The 24,493-nt window shown below is 44.8% G+C and carries 24 protein-coding genes and 1 tRNA gene; 17 read left to right on the top strand and 8 right to left on the bottom strand.

Annotation, left to right across the window (positions count from 1 at the left end):
- Positions 1-679: 679 nt before the first annotated feature.
- From J3998_RS10080 to fabB, 4 genes are all read left to right on the top strand, one after another.
- Positions 680-1,447 carry a type III pantothenate kinase gene (locus J3998_RS10080; RefSeq protein ID WP_208150538.1) on the top strand — a complete coding sequence of 256 codons (768 nt, stop codon included), beginning with the start codon at positions 680-682 and terminating at the stop codon, positions 1,445-1,447.
- Positions 1,448-1,504: 57 nt separating this feature from the next.
- A tRNA-Thr gene (locus J3998_RS10075) sits at positions 1,505-1,580 on the top strand.
- A 126-nt stretch (positions 1,581-1,706) separates the two neighbouring features.
- Entirely contained in the window at positions 1,707-2,222 is a 516-nt protein-coding gene (gene fabA / locus J3998_RS10070) for a 3-hydroxyacyl-[acyl-carrier-protein] dehydratase FabA (RefSeq protein WP_208150537.1), read from the top strand.
- A gap of 2 nt (positions 2,223-2,224) precedes the next feature.
- Positions 2,225-3,445, top strand: coding sequence for a beta-ketoacyl-ACP synthase I (fabB, locus tag J3998_RS10065; RefSeq protein WP_208150536.1), 1,221 nt, complete (start codon positions 2,225-2,227; stop codon positions 3,443-3,445).
- Between the two features lie 91 nt (positions 3,446-3,536).
- Here the strand turns inward: fabB and J3998_RS10060 are convergent, their stop codons facing one another.
- Genes J3998_RS10060 through ftsY form a run of 3 tightly spaced genes read right to left on the bottom strand, consistent with a single transcriptional unit; the run spans position 3,537 to position 6,189 of the window.
- Positions 3,537-4,127 carry a transglycosylase SLT domain-containing protein gene (locus tag J3998_RS10060; protein ID WP_208150535.1) on the bottom strand — a complete coding sequence of 197 codons (591 nt, stop codon included), beginning with the start codon at positions 4,125-4,127 and terminating at the stop codon, positions 3,537-3,539.
- A complete protein-coding gene (locus J3998_RS10055; protein ID WP_208150534.1) occupies positions 4,114-4,917 on the bottom strand; it encodes a DUF2914 domain-containing protein in 804 nt (267 codons plus the stop codon). The genes J3998_RS10060 and J3998_RS10055 overlap by 14 nt, the downstream gene beginning before the upstream one ends.
- A 15-nt stretch (positions 4,918-4,932) precedes the next feature.
- Complete coding sequence (gene ftsY / locus J3998_RS10050) at positions 4,933-6,189, bottom strand: signal recognition particle-docking protein FtsY (RefSeq protein ID WP_208150533.1); 1,257 nt, start codon at positions 6,187-6,189, stop codon at positions 4,933-4,935.
- A 165-nt stretch (positions 6,190-6,354) separates the two neighbouring features.
- Between ftsY and J3998_RS10045 the strand changes: the two genes are divergently transcribed.
- Both J3998_RS10045 and J3998_RS10040 read left to right on the top strand, forming a co-directional pair.
- Positions 6,355-7,749, top strand: a complete 1,395-nt coding sequence (locus J3998_RS10045) for a M16 family metallopeptidase (RefSeq protein WP_208150532.1) — start codon at positions 6,355-6,357, stop codon at positions 7,747-7,749.
- Positions 7,749-9,083 (top strand): M16 family metallopeptidase, encoded by a 1,335-nt coding sequence (locus J3998_RS10040; protein ID WP_208150531.1) that lies wholly within the window; start codon positions 7,749-7,751, stop codon positions 9,081-9,083. The genes J3998_RS10045 and J3998_RS10040 overlap by 1 nt, the downstream gene beginning before the upstream one ends.
- Positions 9,084-9,152: 69 nt before the next feature.
- On the opposite strand, the gene olsF is transcribed toward J3998_RS10040, so the two are convergent.
- The gene (gene olsF / locus J3998_RS10035; protein WP_208150530.1) at positions 9,153-10,898 is read right to left on the bottom strand and encodes a bifunctional ornithine lipid synthase OlsF; all 1,746 of its coding nucleotides are present in this window, start codon (positions 10,896-10,898) and stop codon (positions 9,153-9,155) included.
- A gap of 89 nt (positions 10,899-10,987) precedes the next feature.
- Positions 10,988-12,358 carry an ATP-binding protein gene (locus J3998_RS13510; protein WP_208150529.1) on the bottom strand — a complete coding sequence of 457 codons (1,371 nt, stop codon included), beginning with the start codon at positions 12,356-12,358 and terminating at the stop codon, positions 10,988-10,990.
- Between the two features lie 161 nt (positions 12,359-12,519).
- Between J3998_RS13510 and J3998_RS10025 the strand changes: the two genes are divergently transcribed.
- The 6 genes from J3998_RS10025 to doeB2 all read left to right on the top strand — a co-directional run bounded on the left by J3998_RS10025 (position 12,520) and on the right by doeB2 (position 17,617).
- Positions 12,520-13,443, top strand: a complete 924-nt coding sequence (locus J3998_RS10025) for a LysR family transcriptional regulator (protein ID WP_208150528.1) — start codon at positions 12,520-12,522, stop codon at positions 13,441-13,443.
- A gap of 240 nt (positions 13,444-13,683) precedes the next feature.
- Entirely contained in the window at positions 13,684-14,301 is a 618-nt protein-coding gene (rsmD, locus tag J3998_RS10020; RefSeq protein ID WP_208150527.1) for a 16S rRNA (guanine(966)-N(2))-methyltransferase RsmD, read from the top strand.
- 129 nt (positions 14,302-14,430) lie between these two features.
- On the top strand, positions 14,431-14,913 hold the full coding sequence (gene coaD / locus J3998_RS10015) for a pantetheine-phosphate adenylyltransferase (protein WP_208150526.1): 483 nt from the start codon (positions 14,431-14,433) through the stop codon (positions 14,911-14,913).
- Between the two features lie 238 nt (positions 14,914-15,151).
- A complete protein-coding gene (locus J3998_RS10010; protein ID WP_208150525.1) occupies positions 15,152-15,802 on the top strand; it encodes a peroxiredoxin in 651 nt (216 codons plus the stop codon).
- Positions 15,803-15,899: 97 nt separating this feature from the next.
- Entirely contained in the window at positions 15,900-16,364 is a 465-nt protein-coding gene (locus J3998_RS10005) for a hypothetical protein (protein ID WP_208150524.1), read from the top strand.
- Between the two features lie 80 nt (positions 16,365-16,444).
- Positions 16,445-17,617, top strand: a complete 1,173-nt coding sequence (doeB2, locus tag J3998_RS10000; RefSeq protein ID WP_208150523.1) for a N(2)-acetyl-L-2,4-diaminobutanoate deacetylase DoeB2 — start codon at positions 16,445-16,447, stop codon at positions 17,615-17,617.
- On the opposite strand, the gene J3998_RS09995 is transcribed toward doeB2, so the two are convergent.
- Positions 17,614-18,591, bottom strand: coding sequence for an HPP family protein (locus J3998_RS09995; RefSeq protein ID WP_208150522.1), 978 nt, complete (start codon positions 18,589-18,591; stop codon positions 17,614-17,616). The two genes, doeB2 and J3998_RS09995, sit on opposite strands and share 4 nt — an antisense overlap.
- Positions 18,592-18,713: 122 nt before the next feature.
- Here J3998_RS09995 and J3998_RS09990 point away from each other — a divergent pair, with 122 nt between their 5' ends.
- The 5 genes from J3998_RS09990 to J3998_RS09970 all read left to right on the top strand — a co-directional run bounded on the left by J3998_RS09990 (position 18,714) and on the right by J3998_RS09970 (position 23,099).
- Positions 18,714-19,520: a TOBE domain-containing protein gene (locus tag J3998_RS09990; RefSeq protein WP_208150521.1), complete on the top strand. Its 807-nt coding sequence runs from the start codon at positions 18,714-18,716 to the stop codon at positions 19,518-19,520.
- A gap of 98 nt (positions 19,521-19,618) precedes the next feature.
- Positions 19,619-20,386 (top strand): molybdate ABC transporter substrate-binding protein, encoded by a 768-nt coding sequence (gene modA / locus J3998_RS09985; RefSeq protein ID WP_208150520.1) that lies wholly within the window; start codon positions 19,619-19,621, stop codon positions 20,384-20,386.
- A 26-nt stretch (positions 20,387-20,412) separates the two neighbouring features.
- Complete coding sequence (gene modB, locus J3998_RS09980) at positions 20,413-21,108, top strand: molybdate ABC transporter permease subunit (RefSeq protein ID WP_208150519.1); 696 nt, start codon at positions 20,413-20,415, stop codon at positions 21,106-21,108.
- Positions 21,109-21,233: 125 nt separating this feature from the next.
- Positions 21,234-22,304: a molybdenum ABC transporter ATP-binding protein gene (gene modC / locus J3998_RS09975; protein WP_341829264.1), complete on the top strand. Its 1,071-nt coding sequence runs from the start codon at positions 21,234-21,236 to the stop codon at positions 22,302-22,304.
- Positions 22,305-22,307: 3 nt separating this feature from the next.
- Positions 22,308-23,099, top strand: a complete 792-nt coding sequence (locus J3998_RS09970) for a sulfite exporter TauE/SafE family protein (protein WP_208150518.1) — start codon at positions 22,308-22,310, stop codon at positions 23,097-23,099.
- A gap of 58 nt (positions 23,100-23,157) precedes the next feature.
- Here J3998_RS09970 and J3998_RS09965 read toward each other — a convergent pair whose 3' ends face one another.
- Together J3998_RS09965 and J3998_RS09960 are read right to left on the bottom strand one after the other, a co-directional pair.
- A complete protein-coding gene (locus J3998_RS09965) occupies positions 23,158-23,691 on the bottom strand; it encodes a hypothetical protein (protein ID WP_208150517.1) in 534 nt (177 codons plus the stop codon).
- Between the two features lie 256 nt (positions 23,692-23,947).
- Entirely contained in the window at positions 23,948-24,460 is a 513-nt protein-coding gene (locus J3998_RS09960; RefSeq protein ID WP_208150516.1) for a hypothetical protein, read from the bottom strand.
- Between the last annotated feature and the right edge of the window lie 33 nt (positions 24,461-24,493).

Raw genomic sequence — 24,493 nt, 5'->3', positions numbered from 1 at the left:
GGGAGGTCCCATGTGAGAGTAGGTCATCGCCAAGCTTATATCCTAAAACCCTGTTAGGTTCTTTTGAACCTGACGGGGTTTTTTTATGTCTTTACGAAATGACCTACGGGAGAGTAGGGCGAGACGCGTATAGAAAATATGCCCAATGGCATATTTTTAGCAAGCGAGCGACCAGGCCTCTGTGCCTGGGCTGGGTCATCGCCAAGGTCTTGTACCCGAATGGGTATATATCCTAAAAAACCGCTGATTCCAGAAGGAACGGCGGTTTTTTTTTGCCTGAAATTCATCCATATTAACCTTGGTAAGCTTCTTCGCTGAGTTTTAAGAAGTTAGTGTGTTCGTTCTGCATTTTCTAGAGATTTAATCCATTGCGTGCCCTTAATATTTCCTTACTTTGCTCTATACTTGCTTGTAAAGCTGTTATTTCAGTAAACCCTGATTAGAAAACTACATGTTTAGTTATATTGTTTAGTGAAGAGCTTATAAATGGTATTTTGCTTAATCTAAAAAACCTTTATTATTTTGTTATCGGCGCTAGGGCTTTTGTGTATGATACGGCACCGATACATATACGATATGTATCCCAACCTTATTGCCTCAGGAGAGTTAAATAGTAGGCGGTAAAGGTTCCTTAGACAAAATCATTCAGGATAGGTCTAACCAGGCCATGAATTGAACTATGAATAGAATTTTTATCGATATCGGCAATAGCCGTATCAAGTATGCCATTGCAGAAAATGGCGACTATGAGTACCTCGGTGCTGAAAACTCACAAGATTTTATTACCAATATTGATGAATTGCTTTTTGCAGAATTCGATCGTGTTGATGAAGTGTATTTTTGCACAGTGGGGAATTTACAAAATCTAGATGATTTAACCGCTGCTATTCAAGATGAATGGAATATTATCCCTACTCAGTTAAGTTCACAGCGTCAGTGTTGTAATTTGGTTTCGGGTTATAAGGATTTCCATAAATTGGGTAGTGATCGTTGGTTAGCGATGCAAGGTGCTTTGGCAATTACCAATGAACCATTTGTTGTGGTTGATGCTGGCACTGCGATGACGGTCGATGCTGTGGTTGATGGTCAGCATAAGGGCGGTTTTATCGTTCCAGGCCTTAAGACGATGCATCATTCGTTGGCCGGTAATACTGCACTATTGGATTTACCGGACTCAGATGATTTACAGGATGAAGAATTATCTGATGAGTTATTGGCGAAGGATACGGCAGGTGCGATTTTGGCAGGTACTTTATATATGTCTGCTGCCTTCGTAAATCAGCTGATTATCGACCTGAATCAACAGATAGGGACGCAGTTTAAAGTCTTCTTAACTGGCGGTGATGCAGCGCAATTAGCATCACTTTTAGATCATCGCTATACCTACATTCCCGATCTGGTTTTGCACGGAATGTATAGCGTTGTTGAGTCAGTTAAAAAATCCTAATTTTTTTAAAAAAAGGCGTTGACAGTAAAATCGATTTCTTTATAATACGCCGCATCAGCCGACATAGCACAATTGGTAGTGCAACTGATTTGTAATCAGTAGGTTTCAAGTTCAAGTCTTGATGTCGGCACCATATTTAAAAAGCCCGCAATCTTAAACTAAAGGTTGCGGGCTTTTTGCGTTAGAAGGCATTGATTTGTACTGCTTTCTTCGGAACTGCTATAATGCACAGGTTTAATTTTTAATATCGGAAGACCGGATGGAACAACAATCTAGTTACAGCAAAGAAGAGCTTTTGGCCTGTGGCCGTGGCGAACTTTTCGGGCCAGGTAATGCACAATTGCCTTTACCACCAATGTTAATGTTTGATCGCATTACACACATTTCTGAAGAAGGTGGCGCTTACGGAAAAGGACAGATTAAAGCGGAATTAGATGTAACTAAAGATCTATGGTTTTTTGAGTGTCACTTCAATGAAGATCCGGTAATGCCAGGTTGTTTAGGTTTAGACGCTATGTGGCAGCTAATCGGTTTCTTCCTAGGTTGGACTGGTGGTCCTGGGCGCGGTCGCGCACTAGGTTCAGGTGAAGTTAAATTCTACGGTCAAGTACTACCAACCGCGAAGAAGGTTGAATATGTTATCGACATGAAACGCGTTATCAAACGTAAGCTATATATGGGCATGGGTGATGCCAAGCTATACGTTGATGGACGTGAAATTTACAGCGCTAGCGATCTTAAAGTTGGCCTATTTACCAATACGGAAAGTTTTTAAGCATGAAACGAGTTGTCATCACAGGAGTTGGGATTGTTTCCAGTCTTGGGAATAATAAAGAAGAAGTGACAGAGTCTCTGAAGAACGGTCAATCGGGTATCGTCTTCGCGCCTGAATATGCAGAAAACGGTATGCGTTCTCAAGTTCATGGTGCTGTTAAAAATCTAGATTTTAAAGACCACATTGATCGCAAACAACTCCGTTTTATGGGCGATGCAGCGGCTTACTCTTATATCGCTATGAAACAAGCGGTAGAAGATTCTGGTCTAAGCGATGAACAAATTTCTAACCCTCGCACCGGTCTAATCGCCGGTTCCGGTGGCGGTTCTAACTCAAATTCGACAGAAGCGGTTGCTATTGCTAAGGAAAAAGGTGTTCGTCGTGTAGGTCCTTACATGGTGACTCGTACTATGGGATCGACTGTTTCGGCATGTCTGGCTACACCTTTTAAAATTCAAGGGATTAATTATTCAATTAGTTCTGCGTGTTCGACTTCTGCGCACTGTATCGGTTCTGCGGTTGAGCAAATCCAGCTTGGTAAGCAAGATGTGGTTTTTGCCGGTGGTGGGGAAGAACTACACTGGACGATGTCTGTTCTATTTGATGCGATGGGTGCACTATCGAGTAAATATAACGATACGCCTGAGAAAGCATCTCGTGCTTATGATGCAGACCGTGACGGTTTTGTCATTGCCGGCGGCGGCGGTATGGTTGTTGTTGAAGAACTAGAACACGCTCTTGCTCGTGGTGCGAAAATCTACGCGGAAATTACCGGTTACGGTGCCAATTCTGATGGTTATGACATGGTTGCTCCTTCTGGTGAAGGTGCGGTACGTTGCATGCAAATGGCGCTTTCTACCGTTGAAGGTCCGGTTGACTATATAAATCCGCATGGTACTTCTACGCCGGTAGGCGATACTAAAGAAGCCGCCGCAATTCGCGAAGTATTTGGTGATAGTATTCCTAAGATTAGCTCGACTAAATCAATGTCGGGTCACTCATTAGGTGCGGCTGGTGTGCATGAGTTTATCTACAGCCTCTGTATGTTGGAAAATGACTTCATCGCACCGTCAATAAATGTTGAAACCTTGGATGAGCAATGTGAAGGTATGCCAATTGTTACCGAGCGTATCGATAACGCTGGCCTAAATCGTGTTATGAGCAACAGCTTCGGTTTCGGCGGTACAAATGCTTGTGTCGTCTTTGAGAAATACAAAGCTTAAGACCTAGCCTCTAGGCATTTTGTCTAGAGATTAAAAAAGCCGAGTAGGTTAGACCTGCTCGGCTTTTTTTGTTTTTAGTCGCTTGATACTTCTAGCGGCATTTTTGATATTGGTTGCGGTACATACGCGCTCGATTGGAAACCTTTTTGGCAATTGGTGGCAACCATTCTTTTTTAAGATAAGATCGTTGTTTATAACCAGTATGACCTTCGTGGTAGGCTAAATAAAGCTTAAAAGTATCATGTTTGGAAATTCCTAAGCGCTTATTCGACTGATTGTTATACCATCCGATAAAATCGAGGGCATCATCTATATCATTGCGTTTAGCACTCCAACGATTGGTGTGTTTTTGATAATCATACCAAGCGGCATCGGTGGCCTGTGCATAGCCATAGGCGCTTGAAGCCCGACCAATTGGTATTCCGAGGAAATACTGCATTTTGGGTTTGGCGTTTGGTTTGAACGTCGATTCCTGGTGTACAAAGGCTAGTTGAATCCATGGCGGCGTTCCCCAGCGTTTATAAGAATTTTGCGCAGCATCAAACCAATCGTCATCGTAATAGAAAATAGAGCAGATATTATCGAGCGATTTTTTTGGTGGCGGGGTCGAGCTACAACCTTGAACCAAAACCACCATTACCGCAAGATGGATACCGAGCCATAAGGATTTAGTGATTTTCATTAAAGGTTCCATAATTAAAGGCCAGACGCGCGAACACTTGTTGTTGTGCGTCGACAAATTCCAAATACCATCGCCCTTGGCGCGCGCTACTCATCTGTTGAACGGATTGCACGCTTTGTTCGCCAGAGCTAAGCTGATAGCGCTGTTTTTGTATGACAATTCCGTCATAGCGCCAGTGCAGCCAAATTGTCTGAGGCTTATTCAAGCTGAGTTGCGCGTTAAATTCAAGCTTTCGCAGGTACTTAGGTACAGAAATCATTGATTTATCAATGCTTTGTGTCGGGGAAATACTTAATTTTTGCTCTTGTCCGCTTAGCGTTGTACTGAGTAATTGCAGGTTAGAGTTATCGCTTAACGGTTGTAATGGTGTGCGTTGCGAGGCGAGCTTCGCTAACTGTTGTTGATGAAATAGCATATCAGTACGTTGCTGTTCACTCATCAATGCGTTGTCTGACGCGGTGCTAGTAGTTTGAGAAAGGGGAACCTGGCTGACCTGTTGTTTCTCTTCAGCGGCTTGTTGCAACATGACCGCGGCGGTAGCAATTCCACCGAGTACCATAATTGAGAACCAGACGATGCGATAGCGCCAATCCGGTTTGGATAGAATGACCTGTTGTTCGGCCATAGCATCTTGTGCCGTTTCTAAACCCTGTGCGAAATATTCGCGTAAATCCCCGTGCTGGCGAATGTCATGCGGCATATGGCTCAGAGTTTTGCCGGCCAGACCATAGCGATAACCGGTTTTAAACGCGCGTTGATGTTCGGGTTTATCGGAATCGGCTATCGGCATGGGACACCTATAAGATTAACTACTCTCTTTCTGGTCGAACAGCGCAGCGGTAAAGTCTTTGCTGTCGAACGGACGTAAGTCATCGATTTTCTCACCGACGCCAATAAAACGAATCGGGATTTGGCATTGTTCGGCCAGAGCATACACAATCCCGCCTTTTGCCGTACCGTCCAGTTTAGTTAAAGTAATGCCGGATACCCCAACCGCATCGTGGAACTGCTTGGTTTGATTGAGAGCGTTTTGACCGGTTCCGGCATCAATCACCAGCATTACTTCATGTGGCGCCGTATCATCAACCTTACCAATAACGCGTTTTACTTTTTTTAATTCTTCCATCAGGTTCGATTGGGTGTGCAAACGACCGGCAGTGTCGGCAATCAATACATCAATGTTTTTCGCTTTAGCAGACTGAACCGCATCAAAAATCACCGCTGCCGAATCTGCCCCGGTTTTTTGCGCGATAACCGGTACATTATTGCGCTCGCCCCAAGTTTGTAGCTGCTCGACGGCTGCGGCACGGAAAGTATCCCCGGCCGCTAGCATCACTGATTTACCTTCCATTTGGAATTTCTTCGCCAGTTTACCGATAGTTGTGGTTTTACCTACACCATTGATACCAACCATCAAGATTACATAAGGCCCGCCGTTTTGTTTTAGGAAATCGTCGATTTCCAATGGACGGCTCATCGGATCGATAATCTGTTCCAGTTGGGCTCTCAGTGCATCAATCAATGCTTGCGGGTCTTTTAGTTCTTTACGCGATACTTGGTCGGTCAGGTTTTGGATAATTCGGTCAGTCGCTTCGATACCAACATCGGCAGTCAAAAGAATCATCTCAAGGTCATCAAGCAGATCGTCATCAATCTCTTTCTTGCCAAGAATCAGTGAACCTAAGCTATCGGTAAAGCTCTTACGCGTTTTGCTTAAACCATCTTTAAGGCGAGCAAAGAACCCTTTTTTCTTTGGTTCTTCTTCAGTGACGTCGACTTTTTTAGGAGCAGGCTGGTGTAGAGGCTCGGGTGTCTCTGCAACTACTGCCTCAGGTTGGGGCTCGGCTTTTACTTCAACCTCTACAAGAGGCTCGACAGTTTTTTCCGGCTCTGAAATAGCAAGGCTTTCTGCTTGGCTTTCTTGTACTGTATTATCGACAACGTCTTGCTGCGGCGCTTCTTGCTTTTCTGGCACCGATTCTGTTGTTTCAACTGCAATTTGGTTGTCTAAATTCTGTTCTGTTTCAGGTTGATTTTTCTTCTTGCGAAAAAAGCTAAACATTGAGCGGGTTTCCTGTTCCAAGGTTTTTTAATACTTGCATTAAAATGCGTGCTTTATTATAAAGCAATTCTTTACTAAATCCTGTGCACATAGTGCGTTTCACGCACGCTGTTATACGGAATGACAAACTCAGGTCTGTCATAACACCAAATTAGGGGATAAGGCATGGCAACTAAGCTAGTAAAAACCTTGCGAAAACAATTTATCGGGCTGATAAGTCTGGGCTTAATGAGTACGTCCGCTTTCGCTCAAGTTAGCTCGTACAAATTAGATAACGGTATGCAGGTTGTAGTCAAACAAGATCACCGTGCGCCTGTGGTCGTTCATCAGGTTTGGTACAAAGTTGGTTCTAATTTTGAACACAGTGGTAAAACCGGTATTTCGCATATGCTGGAACATATGATGTTTAAAGGCACCAAAGAATTGAAGCCGGGCGAGTTTTCGAAAAAAGTGGCGCAGATGGGGGCCAAAGAAAATGCTTTTACCTCGAGCGACTATACCGCTTATTACCAAATTCTCGGTAAACAGCATCTTGGCGAAGTGATGAAGTTGGAAGCCGATCGCATGCGTAATATCGTTCTAACCGATGAAGAGTTTCTGAAGGAGCGTGATGTGGTGACCGAAGAGCGTCGTTGGCGTGTTGAAGATAACCCAAACAGCAAGCTGTATGAAAAATTCAAAGCGGCGGCGTTTATCAATAGCCCGAATCATCATCCGGTCATCGGTTGGATGTCGGATATTCGTAGTTGGACGGCGCAAGATGCGCGCGATTGGTACAAGCAGTGGTATGCACCAAACAATGCCATTTTGGTTGTGGTTGGTGACGTTGAGCCGGATAAGGTCTACCAAATGGCGAAACAGTACTACGGCAAAAATAGCCCGGAAAACATCGAGCCGCCAAAGCCACAGATTGAAGTCAAACAAGAGGGTGAACGCCGTTTAACCATGAAAGGCGCGACCAAATTACCGTCGTTGTTGATTGGTTTCCATGCGCCGACTCTTGTGACCGCAAAAGATGAAGCAGAGCGCCAAGAAGTGTTTGCTCTGAGTGTGATGAGTGACATTCTTTCCGGTGACGATTCTTCGCGTTTTAGTAAAAACTTAATTCGTGGCTCAGAAGTGATAGCGAGTGCCAGTGCCAGCTTTGATCCAACCGACCGTATCACCACATTGTTTACCTTGAGCGCAACGCCAAACCAAGACAAAACCCCGCAACAAGCGGAGCAAGCTTTATGGTCGGAAATCAAAAAACTGCAAGATGAAAAAATCTCGCAACAAGAACTAGACCGTGTTTTGGCGCAGGCCGAAGCGCAGTATGTGTATCACCAAGACTCGATTCAGTCGCAAGCGATTATTATGGGCTCGCTACTTAGTGTTGGTCTGCCTGCGGATACGCTAGATAACTGGGTTGATAATATGCGTAAAGTTACACCGGAAATGATTCAAAAAGTGGCGCAGAAATATTTCAGCATTGACCAGCAGACCGTGGCGACACTACTGCCAAATGGTGAACAAGCGCGTAATAATGGCGCGGCAATTCCAGGCAAAGGAGTGCACTAATGGCGAAATTAGCAAAGTTACAATTTTCTGCACCGGCTTGGCTGGCAAGTTTTATGGTCGTGGCGTTGATGTTGTTCAGCTCCATTAGCCAAGCGTCGGTGAAAATCGAATCTTGGATGACCGAGCAGGGCGCTAAGGTAATGTATGTGCATTCACCGCAGTTGCCGATGTTGGATATTGAAGTCACTTTTGATGCTGGTTCGATTCGCGATGGTGATGATTTCGGTTTGGCATCTTTTACCGCTAGCTTGGTTGGTACCGCGACTAAAACGCAAAGCGAAGATCAGATTGCTGACGGTTTCAATAAGATCGGTGCGCAGTTTGGCGGCAGCGCCAGCCGCGATAATGCTAGCTTCTCTTTGCGTACTTTAACGCGTGATGGTGTTATGCAAGCGGCGTTTGAGCAGTATTTAGATGCTTTGACGCAAGCGCAATTTAAGCCGGAAATTATCGAACGTGAACGTGAGCGTTTGCTATTGGGCATTAAACAGAAATCGGTCAAACCGCAGCAAATCTTAAATGACCAACTGTGGGCGAACTTGTATCCAAATCACCCATACGCACATCCAACTATCGGCACCGAAGCCACAGTGGCGAAATTGGATCAAGCGAAGTTAGAGCAGTTTTACCAAAGCCACTATTTGGCGAATAATGCGGTGATTGCAATTGTCGGTAATATTGATAAGAAGCAAGCTGAGAAGATGGCGCAACAGCTTTCCAGCTCGCTACCAACCGGTGAAAAGCCCGCAGCTTTGGCAAAACCGAAAGCGCTAGCGAAAGCGCAAAGTATCAGCAAGGAATTTCCATCTTCACAGACTTACTATTCGCTAACTCAGTTAGGCATTGAACGCGGCAATAAAGATTATGTGCCACTGTTTGTCGGTAACCATTTATTTGGCGGTAGCGGTTTCGGATCGTATCTAATGGAAGAAGTGCGTGAAAAACGCGGTCTGGTTTATAGCGTGTACAGTTACTTCGCGCCGATGAAGCAGAATGGCCCATTCATTATTGGTTTATCGACTAAAAACGCTTCTGCCAAAGAAGCCGAGCAGGTGGTGCAGCAAACTCTAAAAGATTTCTTAAACGATTTCTCGGAAGAGCGTTTACAGGCGATTAAAGACAACCTAATCGGCGGCTGGCCTCTGCGTATGGACAGCAACTCGAAAATCTTGGGCTATATCTCGATGATCGGTTTCTACGGTATGCCATTGGATTATCTGGAATGGTTCCCGGAGCAGATTAAGAAGGTGACTAAACAAGACATTCTCGATGCATGGAATCGTCAGATTCAACCGGATAAGATGTTGACCATTATGGTTGGACAGCCTGAATAATTGTTTTTCACCAAAAACGAAAAAACCGACATCGATGTCGGTTTTTTTCTTATGCCTGCAAACAAACAATTATGCGACTGAGATTTTTGCTTCACCCATATAACGTTGGCGTTTTTTGTCTTTGACTTTGCTGATATCGACAAAGATAAAGGCATCGATGCAATCGGCGAACAGCGGGTCGATGTTGAAGTCGATAAAACGGCAACCTTTGTCATCGCACAGTTCGGCATACTGTTTAAATAAGGTTGGGAGTTTTACGCCTTCCAAAGCTAAAAGCGCATTAAGCTTTTTCAAACTTGCACTGTAGTCACTGCTAAATTCTTGCTTAGCTATTGCTAGGCTTTCCTCGCTAATCGCAAATGGTTGGCGCGCTTGCACCAGTGATTGGTAATCGCCGAATTGCTGCAAATAGAAAGCGGCGATTAACTCTTTAGCATTTTGCGGATAGGCGTTGCTAAGGCTGACAGGCCCGAACATATATTGGATATTCGGGTGCTGTTTGAGATAAGCACCGATACCGAACCACAGATAATCCAGACTGCGTTTTCCCCAGTATTTTGGTTGTACAAAACTGCGGCCAAGTTCCAAGCAATTTTGCAATTCTGCATGGATACTTGGTTTAAAGTCAAACAGACTGGCGCTGTAGATTTCTGCATCGGTTTTTAGTCTATCTTGTTGTGGGTGGGTGCCTTGCCCCAGTCGGTAAGCGCCGACGATTTCCCATTCACTTTCATCCCATAAAACCAGATGCTGATACAGTGCGTCATAGTGGTCAAGGTCTGAGCTTTTGCCGGTTCCTTCTTGTACGCTGCGAAAGGTCAGTTCGCGCAGGCGGCCAATTTCTTGCATCACCGGTGAGTTAGCATCAAAGTCAAACAGATAGATTTTCTTGCGGTCATTAGTTTCGCCTAATAACTGACCTTGATGAATCGCTTGTTTTAATGCCTTGCGATCAATCGGGTGCGCAATGGTTTCAATGGTTGGTAAAAACGGCTTTTTATTAAGTCTTTTTGGTTTAGCCAAGCGATATAGGTACTTACGGAACTGCTTGGCGACCACTTTAACCGAACTTTCCTTGACCGCTTTTTGCAATGTCTCGGCAGAAATGGGTTTACCGATATGAAACTCGATCTTCTGTGCGGTTTTATTAAACATTTCTTGCACTAAAAATAGCGAACCAAGTGGCTTGTATAGGGTTGATAGCGCATAAAACAAGCTGGAGTTGCGGGCATCAATTTGAATTGGAAGAACCGGTGCTTGGCTACGTTGCGCCAGTTTTAAAAAGCCGCTTTTCCAAGCGCCGTCTTTAACGCCATTGGGACGAATCCGCGACACTTCTCCGGCCGGAAAAATAATCACGGCTTGTTCGCCTTCTAGCGCATTTAACATCGCTTTAAATGCCGCTTTATGTTGGTTACTCGCCATATTATCGACGGGCAAGAAAAGATCTTGTAATGGTTCGATATTGGAGAGTAAATCATTGGCGACGATGCGCACATCGGCGCGCACCGAACGCACCAATTTCAATAGCGCTAAACCATCCAGTGAGCCGATAGGGTGGTTGGCGACAATGATCACTTTGCCTTCCGCAGGAATCCGTTGCAGTTGTTGGCTGTTTACCTGATAACTGAAATCAAAGTGTGCCAGCACCTGATCAAGAAAAGCAAAGCCGCGCAGATGCTGATTCTGTTCGATAAAGTCGTTGATTTCTTTTTCGTGCAGGAGTTTTTTCAGCAGTTTGATAATCAGCGGATAGGCCGGATTATTGGCTAGGTTTGGCCACTTTCCAGTGAGCGCTTGTTCGATATGCAACATGGTGTCACCTCTGACAAAATTTTTAGCAATTGTCGGACTATTAGATGACAGTTAGATGACGTAAAAGTGATGCTTGAGTGAAGCTTTTATCAGTCGGCGGGTTTGCTTAATGGTGCCTTAATCCAGAAGCTGAAGAGACTGCCTTGATTCGTTGCGCTTTGCACGGCAATATCACCGCCCATTAAATCGACTAAACGTTTAGCGATTGATAAGCCTAGTCCTGTTCCACCAAATTGTCGAGTGCTGCTGCCGTCGGCTTGCGTAAAGGCTTCGAAGATTTGCTGTTGTTGAGCAGGTGCGATGCCAATGCCGTAATCCTTAATTTGGCACTCTAATAATTGTTGTTCGGCATCGTATTGTAGATTGACTTCAATACGAGCGTGTTGCGGAGAAAATTTAATTGCATTAGAAAGAAGTTTTGCTATGACCTGTTTCCAACGAAAGACATCAAAATAAAGGTAACTGGGTACCTTGTCCGAGATATCGATTTCAATCAGTAATTCTTTACTATGAACGCTTGGTTGCAATGAATTGACAATGTGTTGCAAGGCTTCCTGAGCAGAAAAATTCCCGGCTTGTAATTGGATATGGTTTTGTTCGATTTTACTGAAATCAAGGATGTCATCAATTAAAAGAGTCAGTTTCTCGCCGCCTTCACGGATATTTTCTAAATACATCAGCCACTCTTTTTTACTGCAATTTAATAACATCAGATCGGTAAAGCCGACAATGGCGTTCAGCGGTGTGCGTAATTCGTGGGAAACGGTGCGCATAAAATCACTTTTCAGGCGGCTATTATTCTCTTCTACTTGTTTCGCTATGGTTAGCTGGTCAATGAGTGCAATGTTCTGTAGGTTGAGATGGATAGCGCGTTCTAAAGAGTTATGGAATTGGCTTGCGGCTTTGAGGGTAAATAGCGCATAAAATAGGAACATTAAACCGAAGACAGCTAAATAGTATTGCTGAAAACTAAAGAATAAAACCGCTAAGGGAACCACTGTGAGCAATAGAAACCCACGAATGTACATTGGGATCGCGGCTAATGAGGAGACGCTCCCTGCTACGATTCCGGCGATGACGATTGCAAACAGTGCGAGAGTTTCAGGGTTTTCTGATTGGTAGAACAGCCAGGGAAACAGTGCCCACATAAAACCTGTAGCGTAGATAAACGGTGCGAATTTGCGGACGTGTAGCCTGGTTTCGGCATGGTTAGGTTTGGTTTTCTTAAAAGCTCGCAATATATTTTGGCCGACTAGATAGCGTGCACTGAGTACTATGACAAATACACTAAACCAAGCTGCAAGCAGTAGCCATTCACCGGTATTGAATTCCAGTACAGAGCCGAGCAGTGCGACACCTAAATTGCCGACTACGCTATTGCGGTTATTTTGTAGTACAAATTGAAATTTCTCTAACAAACTTGCTCTTTGTAACTCTGTAGGCGTTTCGGAATTCGACACGGTTTGATTTCCTGAATGGTTGGCATGAATAAGTTTAGCATTCTGTTTTACAAAGCTATATATTCGAGAACAATTTCTTATGGATAGGCGCTTAGTCTAAAATCCGTTAGAATCACTCCACAATGACAACAAAAATAACCATTCTTAAATAAGGTCTATCTATGGGGGCACAGCTTGATTCGATTAAAATCGAACAACTTTCCATTTTGCTTGCGGCAGTCAAATTAGGCAGTTTTGCGGCAGTTGCTCAAGAGCGTAATATCAGTGCTTCATCTATTTCTAGAACGATCCAAGGTTTAGAAGATCATCTCGGTTTCCAACTGTTTGAACGCAGTACTCGCCATCTGCAATTAACTGAGGCAGGAGCGATTTATTGTGAATCCATTAAACCCGGTTTAGATTGTCTATGCCAAGCGCAAGTCAAAGCACTGGATAGCCAGAATATCGTACAGGGGACTTTACGGATGACTTTTCCTCCAGGGTTTGCCGAACAGCAAATTTTACCGGTTTTAAAGAAATTTCGAAAAAAGCATCCGCAACTCAAATTAGATATTTTAATTGACAGTGAAGTGCTTGATTTAGTGCGTGACCGAATTGATATTGCTGTGCGCGTCGGCGGGCAAGCGCAGACCGGATTAGTGGTGATTCCTTTGAGTACGGTCAATATGAAATTGGTTGCTACGCCAGAATTTTTACAAGATTACCCGATACACAATTTTAAAGATTTAGAGCAAACTCCGATCATCCATTTTCTGGAACATCGGGTCTGGAATTTCACCTCTTACGAAGACGAACAGGATTTCCATGATGTCGAAGTTCCAAGAACCATTTTCGCGAGCAATGTTAATGCGGCGCGAGAACTTTGTCTGCAAGGTTTCGGGGTTTCTTTATTACCGGATTGGTTAATTGGCAAAGAGTTGGCGTCAGGTGAAGTGATTAACTTGATGAGCGAATATCGTGCCGCTTTCGATCGCAATACCTATCGCATTAACTTACTCTATCCGAACACGAATTATCTGCCGATGAAAACGCGTGTTTTTGCTGAGTTTCTTGAGAAAGAATTAAGCGATTTGAGCTTTAAGTAAACCAAGAGTTCGACGCCCGACGGAGTAAGTTGAGGCAAGGGCTTTGTAAAATTTGTCTAAGCGGTGTTGGCCGTTTTGTCAGGTTTAGACATGACGGCACAGCCGCTTTGATTAGCCAAAATTGTACTTTGCCTGAGGACGATTTGGATTTGTTCTGTGTTTCCTTAAATTAAGTTGCTGTTCTCGTCACTGTCCTCTACGGTTATAATTCGGTTCTGTAAATTACAAAGTCTCTCTGAAATGTCTCGTCAACGTCGTTCTCAAAAATCTACTGGTTCTAAAAATGCCCAAGGTATGGGTGAGGTGCGCATAATCGGCGGTGATTTTCGTGGTCGAAAGTTGCCGGTACTTTTAGCCGACGGACTACGTCCAACGTCTGATCGAGTGCGTGAAACTATTTTTAACTGGTTGCAATTTGATATTGCTGGTGCACGCTGCCTAGATGCTTTTGCAGGTTCTGGTGCTATCGGGCTCGAAGCTTTGTCGAGAGGGGCTAAGAAAGTGGTCTTTCTAGATGCTTTGCCGAAAGTGCAAAAACAGCTTCAGCAAAATCTGCAAACGTTGAAAGTTGAATCACAACAAGCACAAGTCATTTGTACTGACGCTGTGCATTGGGCGCAAAGCACAGCCGAGATTCCGTTTGATGTGATTTTCTTAGATCCTCCGTTTCATAAAGATTTGATGCACACGATGTTGCAAAACCTGTTCGACCAAGGCTGGGTTAGCGACCAGACTTTACTCTATCTTGAACAAGAGAAAAGCCTTGCTTGGCCGGAACTGCCGGAAGGTTGGTCTTGTCGCAAAGAAAAGACCACTTCGCAAGTGCGTTTTGGTCTGTTTACGAAACAAGATCAATAACGATTTGGCGATGTCCTTAAATGACACGGTCAATACAAATTTGGGTTCGGTGTCGCAAATGCGATAAATTTCTGTATTATATGTCTCAACTTTTAAGACCCGAGCATAACGCTTGTTAACAACATTCCTATGACTATTACAGCTGTCTATCCCGGTACTTTCGACCCAATTACCAGTGGCCATTTCGATTTAATTGAGCGTGCGGCGCGTTTTTATGACTGTTTAATTATTGCCGTTGCGCAAAACCGTAATAAAAACTCGCTGTTTACGCTGGAAGAGCGTGTCGAACTAGCGAAACAAGTCGTGGCTCATATGCCTAATGTTAAGGTGATCGGCTTTAGTGGTTTGCTGGTGGATTTTGTTAAAAGGGTGGATGGCAACGTGCTTTTACGTGGTCTTCGTGCGGTGTCGGATTTTGAATATGAATTTCAACTGGCATCAATGAACCGCAAATTGGCGCCGGAAGTCGAGACGATGTTTATGACACCGGCAGAGCAGTATGCCTTTATCTCTTCATCACTAGTTCGAGAGATTTCTGCTCTAGGGGGCGACGTGTCCGAATTTGTGCACCCGGTTGTTTCCAAGGCTTTGCAGAGCAAACACGCGCAATAATTTCTTCACATTCCACTGCAATGCATTGTTTTAAGATGAATTTGTATTGACGGTATTAAACCCTTCTAATACAGTAAATTTATTATATGCTTTCAATAAGATAGTTTTTGGCTATCATACACTTCAAAAATTCCTATTGGATTTTTGGCGCTTCGATGTTTAATCTTATCGCCACATTAAACGAGCTTATGAATTTAAGCCGGACTTTACTTAAAAACAACATCTAGGAGATTCTTCGATGGAAGTTACAACTCAAACTGTTGGCCTACCACAGCTAAACAAACCAGCTCCAGCGTTCGACGCAATTACTACTCACGGTCGTAAAACGCTAGAAGACTACAAAGGTAAGTGGCTAATTCTTTTCTCTCACCCTGCTGACTTCACTCCAGTTTGTACAACTGAGTTCATCGGTTTCCAGGAGCGTAAAGATCAGTTTGATGCAATGAACTGTGAACTACTAGGTCTATCTATCGATTCTCACCACTCGCACAACGCTTGGACGCTAAACATCAAAGAAAAATTTGGTGTAGAAATCCAGTTCCCAATCATTGCTGACCTAGACATGAAAGTTGCTATGTCTTACGGCATGATTCACGAAGCAGCAGCAGACACTTCAGCTGTTCGTGCTACCTTCATCATCGATCCAGAAGGTATCTTACGTGCAATGGTTTACTACCCAATGTCTAACGGCCGTCAAATCGATGAGTTCGTTCGTCTATTGAAAGCGATGCAAACTTCTGATTCTAACGCTTGTGCAACTCCAGAAAACTGGCGTGAAGGTGAGAAAGTAATCGTTCCTCCTCCAGCTACTATCGACGAAGCGCGTGCGCGTCTTGAGTCTAACGAGTATGAGTGTACTGACTTCTACTTCTGCAAAAAATCTCTGTAATTTTTTGTAAGTAGGGCATAAGTCTCAGCTTAGAAAACCACAGTCGAAATCTTTTCGGCTGTGGTTTTTTTATATCTATTCTTAAATGGAGAACCTTATGAATTTTCTAAAACAAGGCATGCTTGCCGTTGTGCTAACGCTAGGTAGTTTTGCCGCTCAAGCACAGACTCTTGGTACAGTATCGTTAAATGATCAGTTTGAACAGCCAATTGCTTTTGGTTCCGAGACTAAATGGGTGTTGCTGTCTTCCGAAAAAGACGCCGGTAAATTGGTAAAAGAGACGTTAAATACGCTTGAATTAACGGACTTAGCGGCGCAAGGCGGTATTTATATTGCCGATGTTTCTGCTATGCCGGGCTTGATTACCAAACTGTTCGCGATTCCGAAAATGAAAGATTACGCCTTTAAAATGGCTGTGGTGAATGACGAAGAAATGCTAAAGGATTGGCCAAAACAAGAAGATAAAGTCACTGCGATGCAGCTGGATAATCTAGAAGTGAAGTCGGTCGAATATTTTGATTCTGCCGAAGCTCTGCAAGCGTGGATTAAAGCGCAAATGTAAGCTACACTGCTTGTATCAAAACTAAAAAAGCGCCTTACGAGCGCTTTTTTTGTCGGTCGAATTTTACAAAGGGCATCACTATGCAATGGAATGAGGTCTTAGACGTCGCAATACAACTACGCCACTGGTTTCACCAGCATCCGGAACTGACTTGGCAGGAAGAAAATACTGCCGAGCGTATTCGTAAATGTCTGGATGATTGGGGAATTGAATGGCGCGTCTGTGCAAAATACGGCACCATTGCACAGATAGCTCCGCAGGCCAAACAACAGTATGGCGGTAAGAATATCGCCTTACGAGCTGATATGGATGCTTTGCCGATTAATGAAATCACCGAAGTAGACTTTGCCTCGAAAACGCCGGGAAAAATGCACGCCTGCGGGCATGACGGCCATATGGCGGTATTGTTAGGCACGGCTTTGTGGTTGAAAAGACATGAAGATAAACTGCGTAATACTGTGACCTTGGTTTTCCAGCCAGCCGAAGAGGGCGGGCATGGTGCTAAGAAAATGATTGAAGATGGCGCATTAGATGGCGTCGATGAAATCTACGGCTGGCATAACTGGCCGGCTTTGGCATTCGGTACCGCAGTTTGTCCGGATGGCCCGATTATGTCTGGCAATGGTGGTTTTGAAATCAACGTTCACGGTCTTGGCGGGCACGCTTCTCAGCCGGAGCTGTGCCAGGACCCGTTACTGGCCGGTGCTGCGATGGCGCTTAATTTACAGCAGATTGTCAGTCGTCGTATGCCTCCGCAAGCCGCGGTAGTTATCAGTACAACCCAGTTTGAAACCGATAGTTCGGCAACGAACGTGATTCCGCAAACTGCGACGTTACGTGGCAGTATTCGTGTTTCTGAACCGAAATGGCTACAACCGGCAATGCAGTTAATCGGGCAAATCGCTAAGGATACCGCGCATAGTTATGGCGTGACAGCGGAGAGCGAAGTTAAGGCTTACTATCCAGCGACGATTAATCATCCCGAGCAAGCAGCCAACTATCGCCAAGTATTACAAAATCATCTTGGCGAAGGTTTTGATCAAGTAGACATGATGTTGCCGATTATGGCATCGGAAGACTTTAGCTACTTCCTGCAAGAGAGACCGGGCGCCTTTGCGTTAATAGGAATGTCCGAGCAAGAAGGTCAGAAATACCACCTTTCTTGCCATAACCCGGGATATGAATTCAATGACAAACTGCTTGAATTGGTGATTAAAACATTCAGCAATCTGGTTGGTTTGTCATTTGACTAATATTTCGGCTTACTAATTTTCTTTTGCCAGCCGGAAGTGGCTGGTTCAACCTCGTAAGCAGCCCATTTTAGAAAGTTAGAGACAGTAATGCAGTCGGTTTTTAGTTTTTCCGAACCGGCTTTCTGTTTGAAAATCACCAGCTGTTTTTCACCGACTGCTTGATCGTCTTCCACCAATTCCTTAATTTGGCGCACGCTCCAATCTCGTCCTAAAGCACCGTTACTGTAATAACCGCCGGAATTAAGCTGTTCAGCGATAAGCGGTTGTGTGGGTGCACAAACCTGAGTCAGCTCTAAAATTCGGCGTAATTCCTGTTCGTTGATATCGACAAAACTGTCTATTTCTGCCAGAGCGCTTAGAAACTCTTCATGCGATAGAGCGTCGGGCATTTGTTCTTGGTTTTCTGACCGTTTGCGGAAAGTGTTTTGGGCAAAAAAGACAGGGTATTTTTTGCTGCCAAGGCTGTGAAAGAAAACCGCAATAATCAAAATAACCACTAAATTAAGTAGTAATGGGAAGGCCAGAAAATCAAAGTTGACAGTGCTTGGCGCTTTTTCTGCGGAGAGGACAATCGTTAAGGCCGTTGCTCCGCCCGGCGGGTGTAGACAGCCAAGCGCATACATGGCGAAAATGCTAACACCGACGGTGATTGCGAGGATTAACAGCGGGTCAATCCACGGTAGTAAATAGAGACTGAAGGTCAAAGCGGTAATTGCCGATACCATGTGGCCGCCGAATACCGGCCAAGGTTGTGACATAGGACCGTGCGGTGCGGCAAATAACAAGACTGCCGATGCGCCCATTGAAGCAGTCATCAGCCACGCGCTTTGCGGGTCGGCGTAGTGATGGCTGATAATCGCCACTGCTAAGATGCCGATAAACCCGCCAAGTGCTGAGTAAAGTTTTTCCAGTAGTGAACTATTGGTAAGGGTTGGCGCCAAGATTTGTAGAGTTTTACTTAACCAAGGTTGCACATTAACTCCTTTTAATGCTCGATACATTACGAATAAATATTCTAGCGGATTTAGCATTGCAGTTATTGTATTTGCTGACTATAATGCTTCGTTATTACTTGCAGTATATAAAGCTTTGAATAATGCAGAAACATCAACCGGAACAACTTGTTCAGTCGTTTTTACTTGGTTCTCGCCAGACCCGTTCCGGGCAGCGTCGTCTTGAACTATTGAATAAGGTCGACTCGCTTGGCTCGCTTTCACAAGCGGCTAAAGCGTGTGGTATCACCTATAAAGGGGCGTGGCAAGCGATTGAGGCCATGACCGAAGCAGCCGGTGAAAAATTGGTACATACCCAAAAAGGGGGAGCCGGCGGGGGCGGAATGGTTTTGACTGAATCGGGCAAACAGTTGCTGAACGCTTATTTGCTCTTTCAGGAACAGATGCAACATTGGATGCGTCATCTGGAAGAGCTGTCGCCGGGAATGCTCAGCCAGCTTGATATTATGAGGAAAATTTCCATGAAAACCAGCGCACGTAACTTGTTTCACGGTACGGTTAAATCCATTCAAAAAGGCGAAGTGAACTGTGAGGTTATTCTGGCGGTAGGAAATTCCACTGAAGTCGTCGCGCAAATCACGCCAAGTAGTTTGGAGCGTTTGCATCTAGACGTCGGCAGTGACGTTTATGCGCTGATTAAAGCCAGTTGGGTGATTATTTCTGAAGATGTTGCGGGTATGCGTACCAGTGCTCGTAACCAGTTCTGCGGTGAGATTGTTGAATTGGAACAAGGGTCGGTAAACAGTGATATTACCATTGCATTGGAAGGCGGCAATAAGATTTCGGCCATTGTCACCAATGGCTCGGTTGAAGCCTTAGATTTAAAAGTGGGTGGTAGCGCTTGTGCTTTGGTAAAGGCATCGCATGTACTGCTTGCAGTGGCAGATTAAACGTTTCGTATTGAAAGCCTGGTTTAGATCCAGGTTTTTTTAAAATTTTCGATATATAGTAAGTTACATATAAAGTTATATTCTATTTGGAGTTTTCGATGAAAAATACATTTTTAGCAGGTCTATTTGGCACGGTGGTAATGCTTGTAAGCAGTGGTGCGGCACTAGCGCAAACAGCGACTATTGCAGTGGCAGCAAACTTTACTAAAACAATTGAGGTGATTGGTGACGAATTCACTAAAGAGACAGGGCATAAATTGAAGTTCTCTTTTGGGCCGACCGGAAAGTTATTTGCGCAAATTAAAAACGGCGCGCCGTTTGATGCCTTTTTCGGTGCCGATGAAAAACGTGCGCTAAAAACCATTGAAGATGGTACTGGTGTGAACGGGACTTATTTTGTTTATGCGCAGGGACAAATTGCACTTTACAGTGACAAGTATCCGGTTAAAGAACAGCCGTTAGAGGTTCTTAAAAAAGCTGAGTTTCGTCATATTGCGATGGCCAATCCACGCACTGCGCCTTATGGCGAACGTGCGCAAGCCTATGTGAAAAAGATGGGTTTGTATGACGGCCTAAAAAGTAAAATCGTCAATGGCGAAAGTATCGCGCATGCTTTCCAGTATGTGGCAACTGGCAATGCGCCAATCGGCTTTATCGCGCTATCGCAGATAGTTGATCCGCAAAGCCCTATCTACAAAAAGGGCGAGTATTGGGTTGTGCCGCAAGCCGATTACGCACCAATTAAACAGGGTGCCGTGGTTCTAAAGCGTGGTCAAGACAATACCGCGGTTAAAGCGTTTATGGAATTTGTGCAGTCGCCAAAAGCGATCGAGATTATTCAGTCTTACGGTTATAGTACGCCTTAATTTTTAAATAGAGTTTTTATCGGTTCATGATTGAGATTTTTGGAGTTGAGGTCAGCTTAGACCCAATTTGGTTAACGCTGGAGGTGGCTGCTTGGACCACCTTTATTCTTCTATTGCTTGGTACACCGTTAGCGTGGTGGATGGCACGAATGCAGCATTCATCAAAAATTGTATTAGAAGCGCTGGTTGCCTTACCGTTGGTTTTACCGCCAACGGTTTTGGGGTTTTATCTGCTGATTATTTTTAACCCCAATGGCTATGTGACCGAGTTTTTGCGCTTTTTTGGTTTTGAAGGGCAGCTGACCTTTTCTAAAACCGGTCTGATTGTCGGTTCGGTTTTCTATTCTTTACCGTTCGCCGTACAGCCTTTGATGCACGCTTTTGAAGCGGTGCCGCAAAAATTATTAGATGCCGCTGCGACCATGCGCGCTAATGTTCTAGACCGTTTTTTCACTATTGTTTTACCGCTGTCTCAGCGAGGTTTTTTGGTGGCAGCAACCCTGACCTTTGCGCATACCGTAGGTGAGTTTGGCGTGGTCTTGATGCTTGGCGGTAATATTCCAGGTGAAACGCGCATGGTGTCGATTGATATCTTTGACCACGTGGAAAGTTTGGAATACGACCAAGCGCATGTGCTCTCGGCGATGATGTTGATTTTCTCTCTTATTGTGTTGATGCTTGTGTATGGAATTAATCGACGATTTGGCGTAAAAGTCGGTTAGATTGCGCTAAAAATCCAGCCCTCTGTGTTGCTCATTCACTCATTTATTAATAATAAACTTCGCTCTGAGCGCCTTGATGGCTAGATTTTTATCTGCACTCTAAATGGAATTGTATTGGATTAGATGTGACAACTCTACGTGGAAATTTAAATTTAAAACTCGGTAACTTTGAACTGAATTCTGGCGCTTTTGAACTACCGCTGGAGGGCGTGACGGTTCTTTTTGGCCGTTCCGGTTCGGGTAAATCCACGTTATTGCGTGCCATTAGCGGGCTGGATAAGCATACCGAAGGTGAGCTCTATTTTGGCGATGTCTGTTGGCAAAACGGTAAAACGGCGCTTGCGACGCAGAAGCGTCATATCGGGTTTGTGTTTCAGGATGCAGCGCTATTTCCGCATATGTCGGTGCGTCAAAATCTGATGTATTCGGTTAAGCGTTTGCCAAAATCGGTAGAGCCTGCTGATTTTGATGAAATCGTCACTCGTGTCGGTATTGCCGATAAGCTCGACCGTGGCGTCAATTTCTTGTCCGGCGGCGAGAAACAGCGCGTGGCGATTGCGCGAGCGTTGCTGACGCGTCCGGATATTCTCTGTATGGATGAACCGCTATCGGCACTGGATTGGCGTTCTAAAGCCGAGATGCTAACGCTGATTGAAGACATTGTTGCTGCCTACCAAGTCCCGGTTTTGTATATCACCCATGCTCCTGCGGAAGTAGAGCGTTTGGCGAATCAAATCGTTTTTATGAAAGACGGTGCAATTGAACGTATTGAAACTTTGCAGGAATCGCTATCGCGCGTCGATTCTCCGTTATTTGATGATGAAGGGGCGGTTTCGGTTCTGCAAGGGACGCCACAGGCGATTGAGCAAGGTTTGCGCCCGATTCAGATGGGGCAAAATACCCTATGGTTATCGGATTTAAATGAGCTAAAAAAAGACACGGTGCGCGTGCGCGTTCTGGCAAAAGACGTTTCCTTGGCATTATCCGACCCTGAGCAGTTGAGCATTATTAACCATCTTCCGGCAGAAATTCTGAAAATAGTGCCGGAAGACAATCATCGGGTTTTGGTGCGCTTGCAGTTGCAAGACGGGCAGAAGCTATTTGCCGAGATTACCGAGCATTCGGCACAGCGCTTGCAGTTAGAGGTCGGCACAAAGCTGTTCGCGTTGATTAAATCTGTGGTGTTAGCGGAGTAACCAATGCAATCTCGACGTGGTATTGTGCACAGTTTTATTGGCGGCGGAGCGATTGGTTCGCTCGGTGGTTTAATCGGTCTTGGCGGTGCCGAATTCCGTTTGCCATTACTGATTAGCTATTACGGTTTTGCCGCGATTCAGGCGGTGATGCTGAATAAGGTCATGAGTTTGGTGGTGGTCGCCTCGGCGATTCTATTCCGCAGTGATGTGGTACCGTTTTCTGAATTGTGGGGTCATAACGAAATTATCTTCACTTTACTGGCGGGCAGTCTAATCGGTGCTTGGCTGGGCGCGGATTGGGTCACCAAGCTGGCGAATCAGACGCTGTATAAACTGATTGCCGCGTTGCTTGTAGCTATGGCCGCGTTATTGATTTGGGGGCATTCGTTTTCCGGTCAGGTGAATTGGCAATTGAGTTTTACTGAGCGTTTACTGTTCGGCATTTCGGCCGGTTTTGCCATAGGGGTGGTGGCGTCGGTGATGGGCGTAGCTGGTGGTGAATTGCTGATTCCAACCATTATGCTACTGTTTGGTGCGGATATTATTCTTGCAGGCAGCTTAGCGATGATGGTCAGTTTGCCGACTATGTTGACCGGCTTGGCGCGTTACCGTAAAGATGCGCGTTTTGCGGTGGTCGTAGAGCAAAAACGTTTTGCTTTAGCGATGATTTTCGGCTCGATTGCTGGCGCGGCTTTAGGCGGTTATCTGCTCAGTTTTGTTGAGACCGATATGCTGTTATTGATGCTTGCCGCCTTATTGTTAATCTCGGCCTATAAGGTTTATCGTCACGATTAAAACAACAACGCCAGTCGTACAATTTGCACACCGGCGTTAGGGCTGTCTCAAGCGGCGTTTAATGACGCCAACTCACATTTGAATAATACCCTAAGTGATTCCATTGACGGCGCTGTTTCGGCGTTAACATTTTATGGACTTGGCGTGCTTCTTTACGGTTCATATGACCGTCCCAATGATCTCCCAAAATCACTCTTAAACGCATGTCTTGAAATGGCGATAGGAATAGATCCTGACTTAAAACAATCAACGGTGATACGCGATGGTATTTCCCAGAGCGATAATCGCGGTTGTTTTTGGCATGTTTGCCGTAACGTTCTTGATAAGGATTGTGCTGATAGCGTTGCGACTGTTTGTGAGAGTGGGCATCGTAACGATGTCGGCTTTCATGGCGATGCATTTTCTGTGGAGCCGGTTGCTGGCGTGGCTCTCTATGTTGGCCGCCGAATAATTCGATATCAATCGATAAAACGCCGTTAGTGCGATGTTCTTGCGCCACTGCAGCTCCGCTGGTTAAAAGCAGCGCGCCGGTGAAAAGACCGATTAAGGTATTGCGAACAGTGTTTGTGTGAGTGCTTTGAAAGGTTTGCATAATCTCATCCTCTTTTTATAACGACCGGCTAAAGCGATAGATGATTGGCTTAGCGGTCAATTGAGAGGATTGCTTGCAAACTTGTCATGCTGTCCTCTCGACTCGCTTCCAGTATGCAAACAAAATGTGCAAACTTTGTGTGTTCAATGGGCTGAAAACAGACTAAATCCTTGAGAGAGTTTGTGAACTATTGAGAGGAAAGCGCGAGGCAAGGTGATTAGAGGCATGCAAATTACTTCTAATCCGGCAATAGGTATTAACTACCGCGGTTTGAGGTTTCCAGCAAGAAAGGTACTTGAATTTGTTTACCGTCTTGCTCAAGCATCACTGTTACCTGCCATTCCATTTTCTCGGCAGTACAGAATGCCAGCATCGAGGTTCCGACCCAACGATTTGGTTTGGTTGATGTTAAGGGAACACGGTTATAGCCCATATACATATTGATGCCGGAAATATCCAGCTGTACTTCAGTTGGATTAAGATTTTCTAAGGTGAGTTGTACGCCGAGAGGGCGCGCAATCGGAATCGGCTGCGGATTAATTTGCAAAGTGACTTTAGAGCCATTGTGTTCGATGCTACAAGGGCCTTTATGCAGGTTACAGTTTTGGGCGGTTGGCCATAGATTGGCGTTTTGTTTGGGTTTTTGCTCACAGCCGCTTAAACCGACAGTAAGTATGGATAGAGCGAAAATCGACGTGATGACTTTGCTAAACAGCTTGCTCGACAAAGTGTTTGGCTGTGAGCGATTAAAGCACGACGAAATTTTCATTACTGGTGTCTCCAAAAAATAGACCTTAATGGT

The sequence above is a fragment of the Thiomicrorhabdus marina genome (assembly GCF_017571465.1).
In the GTDB taxonomy this organism is placed as follows: domain Bacteria; phylum Pseudomonadota; class Gammaproteobacteria; order Thiomicrospirales; family Thiomicrospiraceae; genus Thiomicrorhabdus; species Thiomicrorhabdus marina.
Note: the sequence above shows the minus strand (reverse complement) of the source record. Positions and strands in the feature narration are given on the sequence as shown.

What these genes read in the sequence shown, in the direction of transcription:
- fabA (WP_208150537.1), top strand. Translation starts at nt 1,707, where the DNA reads ATGGAACAACAATCTAGTTACAGCAAAGAAGAGCTTTTGGCCTGTGGC.
- modA (WP_208150520.1), top strand. Translation starts at nt 19,619, where the DNA reads ATGAAAAATACATTTTTAGCAGGTCTATTTGGCACGGTGGTAATGCTT.
- J3998_RS10040 (WP_208150531.1), top strand. Translation starts at nt 7,749, where the DNA reads ATGGCGAAATTAGCAAAGTTACAATTTTCTGCACCGGCTTGGCTGGCA.
- J3998_RS10055 (WP_208150534.1), bottom strand. Translation starts at nt 4,917, where the DNA reads ATGCCGATAGCCGATTCCGATAAACCCGAACATCAACGCGCGTTTAAA.
- olsF (WP_208150530.1), bottom strand. Translation starts at nt 10,898, where the DNA reads ATGTTGCATATCGAACAAGCGCTCACTGGAAAGTGGCCAAACCTAGCC.
- J3998_RS10025 (WP_208150528.1), top strand. Translation starts at nt 12,520, where the DNA reads ATGGGGGCACAGCTTGATTCGATTAAAATCGAACAACTTTCCATTTTG.
- ftsY (WP_208150533.1), bottom strand. Translation starts at nt 6,189, where the DNA reads ATGTTTAGCTTTTTTCGCAAGAAGAAAAATCAACCTGAAACAGAACAG.
- J3998_RS09990 (WP_208150521.1), top strand. Translation starts at nt 18,714, where the DNA reads ATGCAGAAACATCAACCGGAACAACTTGTTCAGTCGTTTTTACTTGGT.
- coaD (WP_208150526.1), top strand. Translation starts at nt 14,431, where the DNA reads ATGACTATTACAGCTGTCTATCCCGGTACTTTCGACCCAATTACCAGT.
- fabB (WP_208150536.1), top strand. Translation starts at nt 2,225, where the DNA reads ATGAAACGAGTTGTCATCACAGGAGTTGGGATTGTTTCCAGTCTTGGG.
- rsmD (WP_208150527.1), top strand. Translation starts at nt 13,684, where the DNA reads ATGTCTCGTCAACGTCGTTCTCAAAAATCTACTGGTTCTAAAAATGCC.
- J3998_RS10080 (WP_208150538.1), top strand. Translation starts at nt 680, where the DNA reads ATGAATAGAATTTTTATCGATATCGGCAATAGCCGTATCAAGTATGCC.
- J3998_RS09960 (WP_208150516.1), bottom strand. Translation starts at nt 24,460, where the DNA reads ATGAAAATTTCGTCGTGCTTTAATCGCTCACAGCCAAACACTTTGTCG.
- J3998_RS09965 (WP_208150517.1), bottom strand. Translation starts at nt 23,691, where the DNA reads ATGCAAACCTTTCAAAGCACTCACACAAACACTGTTCGCAATACCTTA.
- J3998_RS10010 (WP_208150525.1), top strand. Translation starts at nt 15,152, where the DNA reads ATGGAAGTTACAACTCAAACTGTTGGCCTACCACAGCTAAACAAACCA.
- J3998_RS10060 (WP_208150535.1), bottom strand. Translation starts at nt 4,127, where the DNA reads ATGAAAATCACTAAATCCTTATGGCTCGGTATCCATCTTGCGGTAATG.
- J3998_RS10005 (WP_208150524.1), top strand. Translation starts at nt 15,900, where the DNA reads ATGAATTTTCTAAAACAAGGCATGCTTGCCGTTGTGCTAACGCTAGGT.
- J3998_RS09970 (WP_208150518.1), top strand. Translation starts at nt 22,308, where the DNA reads ATGCAATCTCGACGTGGTATTGTGCACAGTTTTATTGGCGGCGGAGCG.
- doeB2 (WP_208150523.1), top strand. Translation starts at nt 16,445, where the DNA reads ATGCAATGGAATGAGGTCTTAGACGTCGCAATACAACTACGCCACTGG.
- J3998_RS10045 (WP_208150532.1), top strand. Translation starts at nt 6,355, where the DNA reads ATGGCAACTAAGCTAGTAAAAACCTTGCGAAAACAATTTATCGGGCTG.
- modB (WP_208150519.1), top strand. Translation starts at nt 20,413, where the DNA reads ATGATTGAGATTTTTGGAGTTGAGGTCAGCTTAGACCCAATTTGGTTA.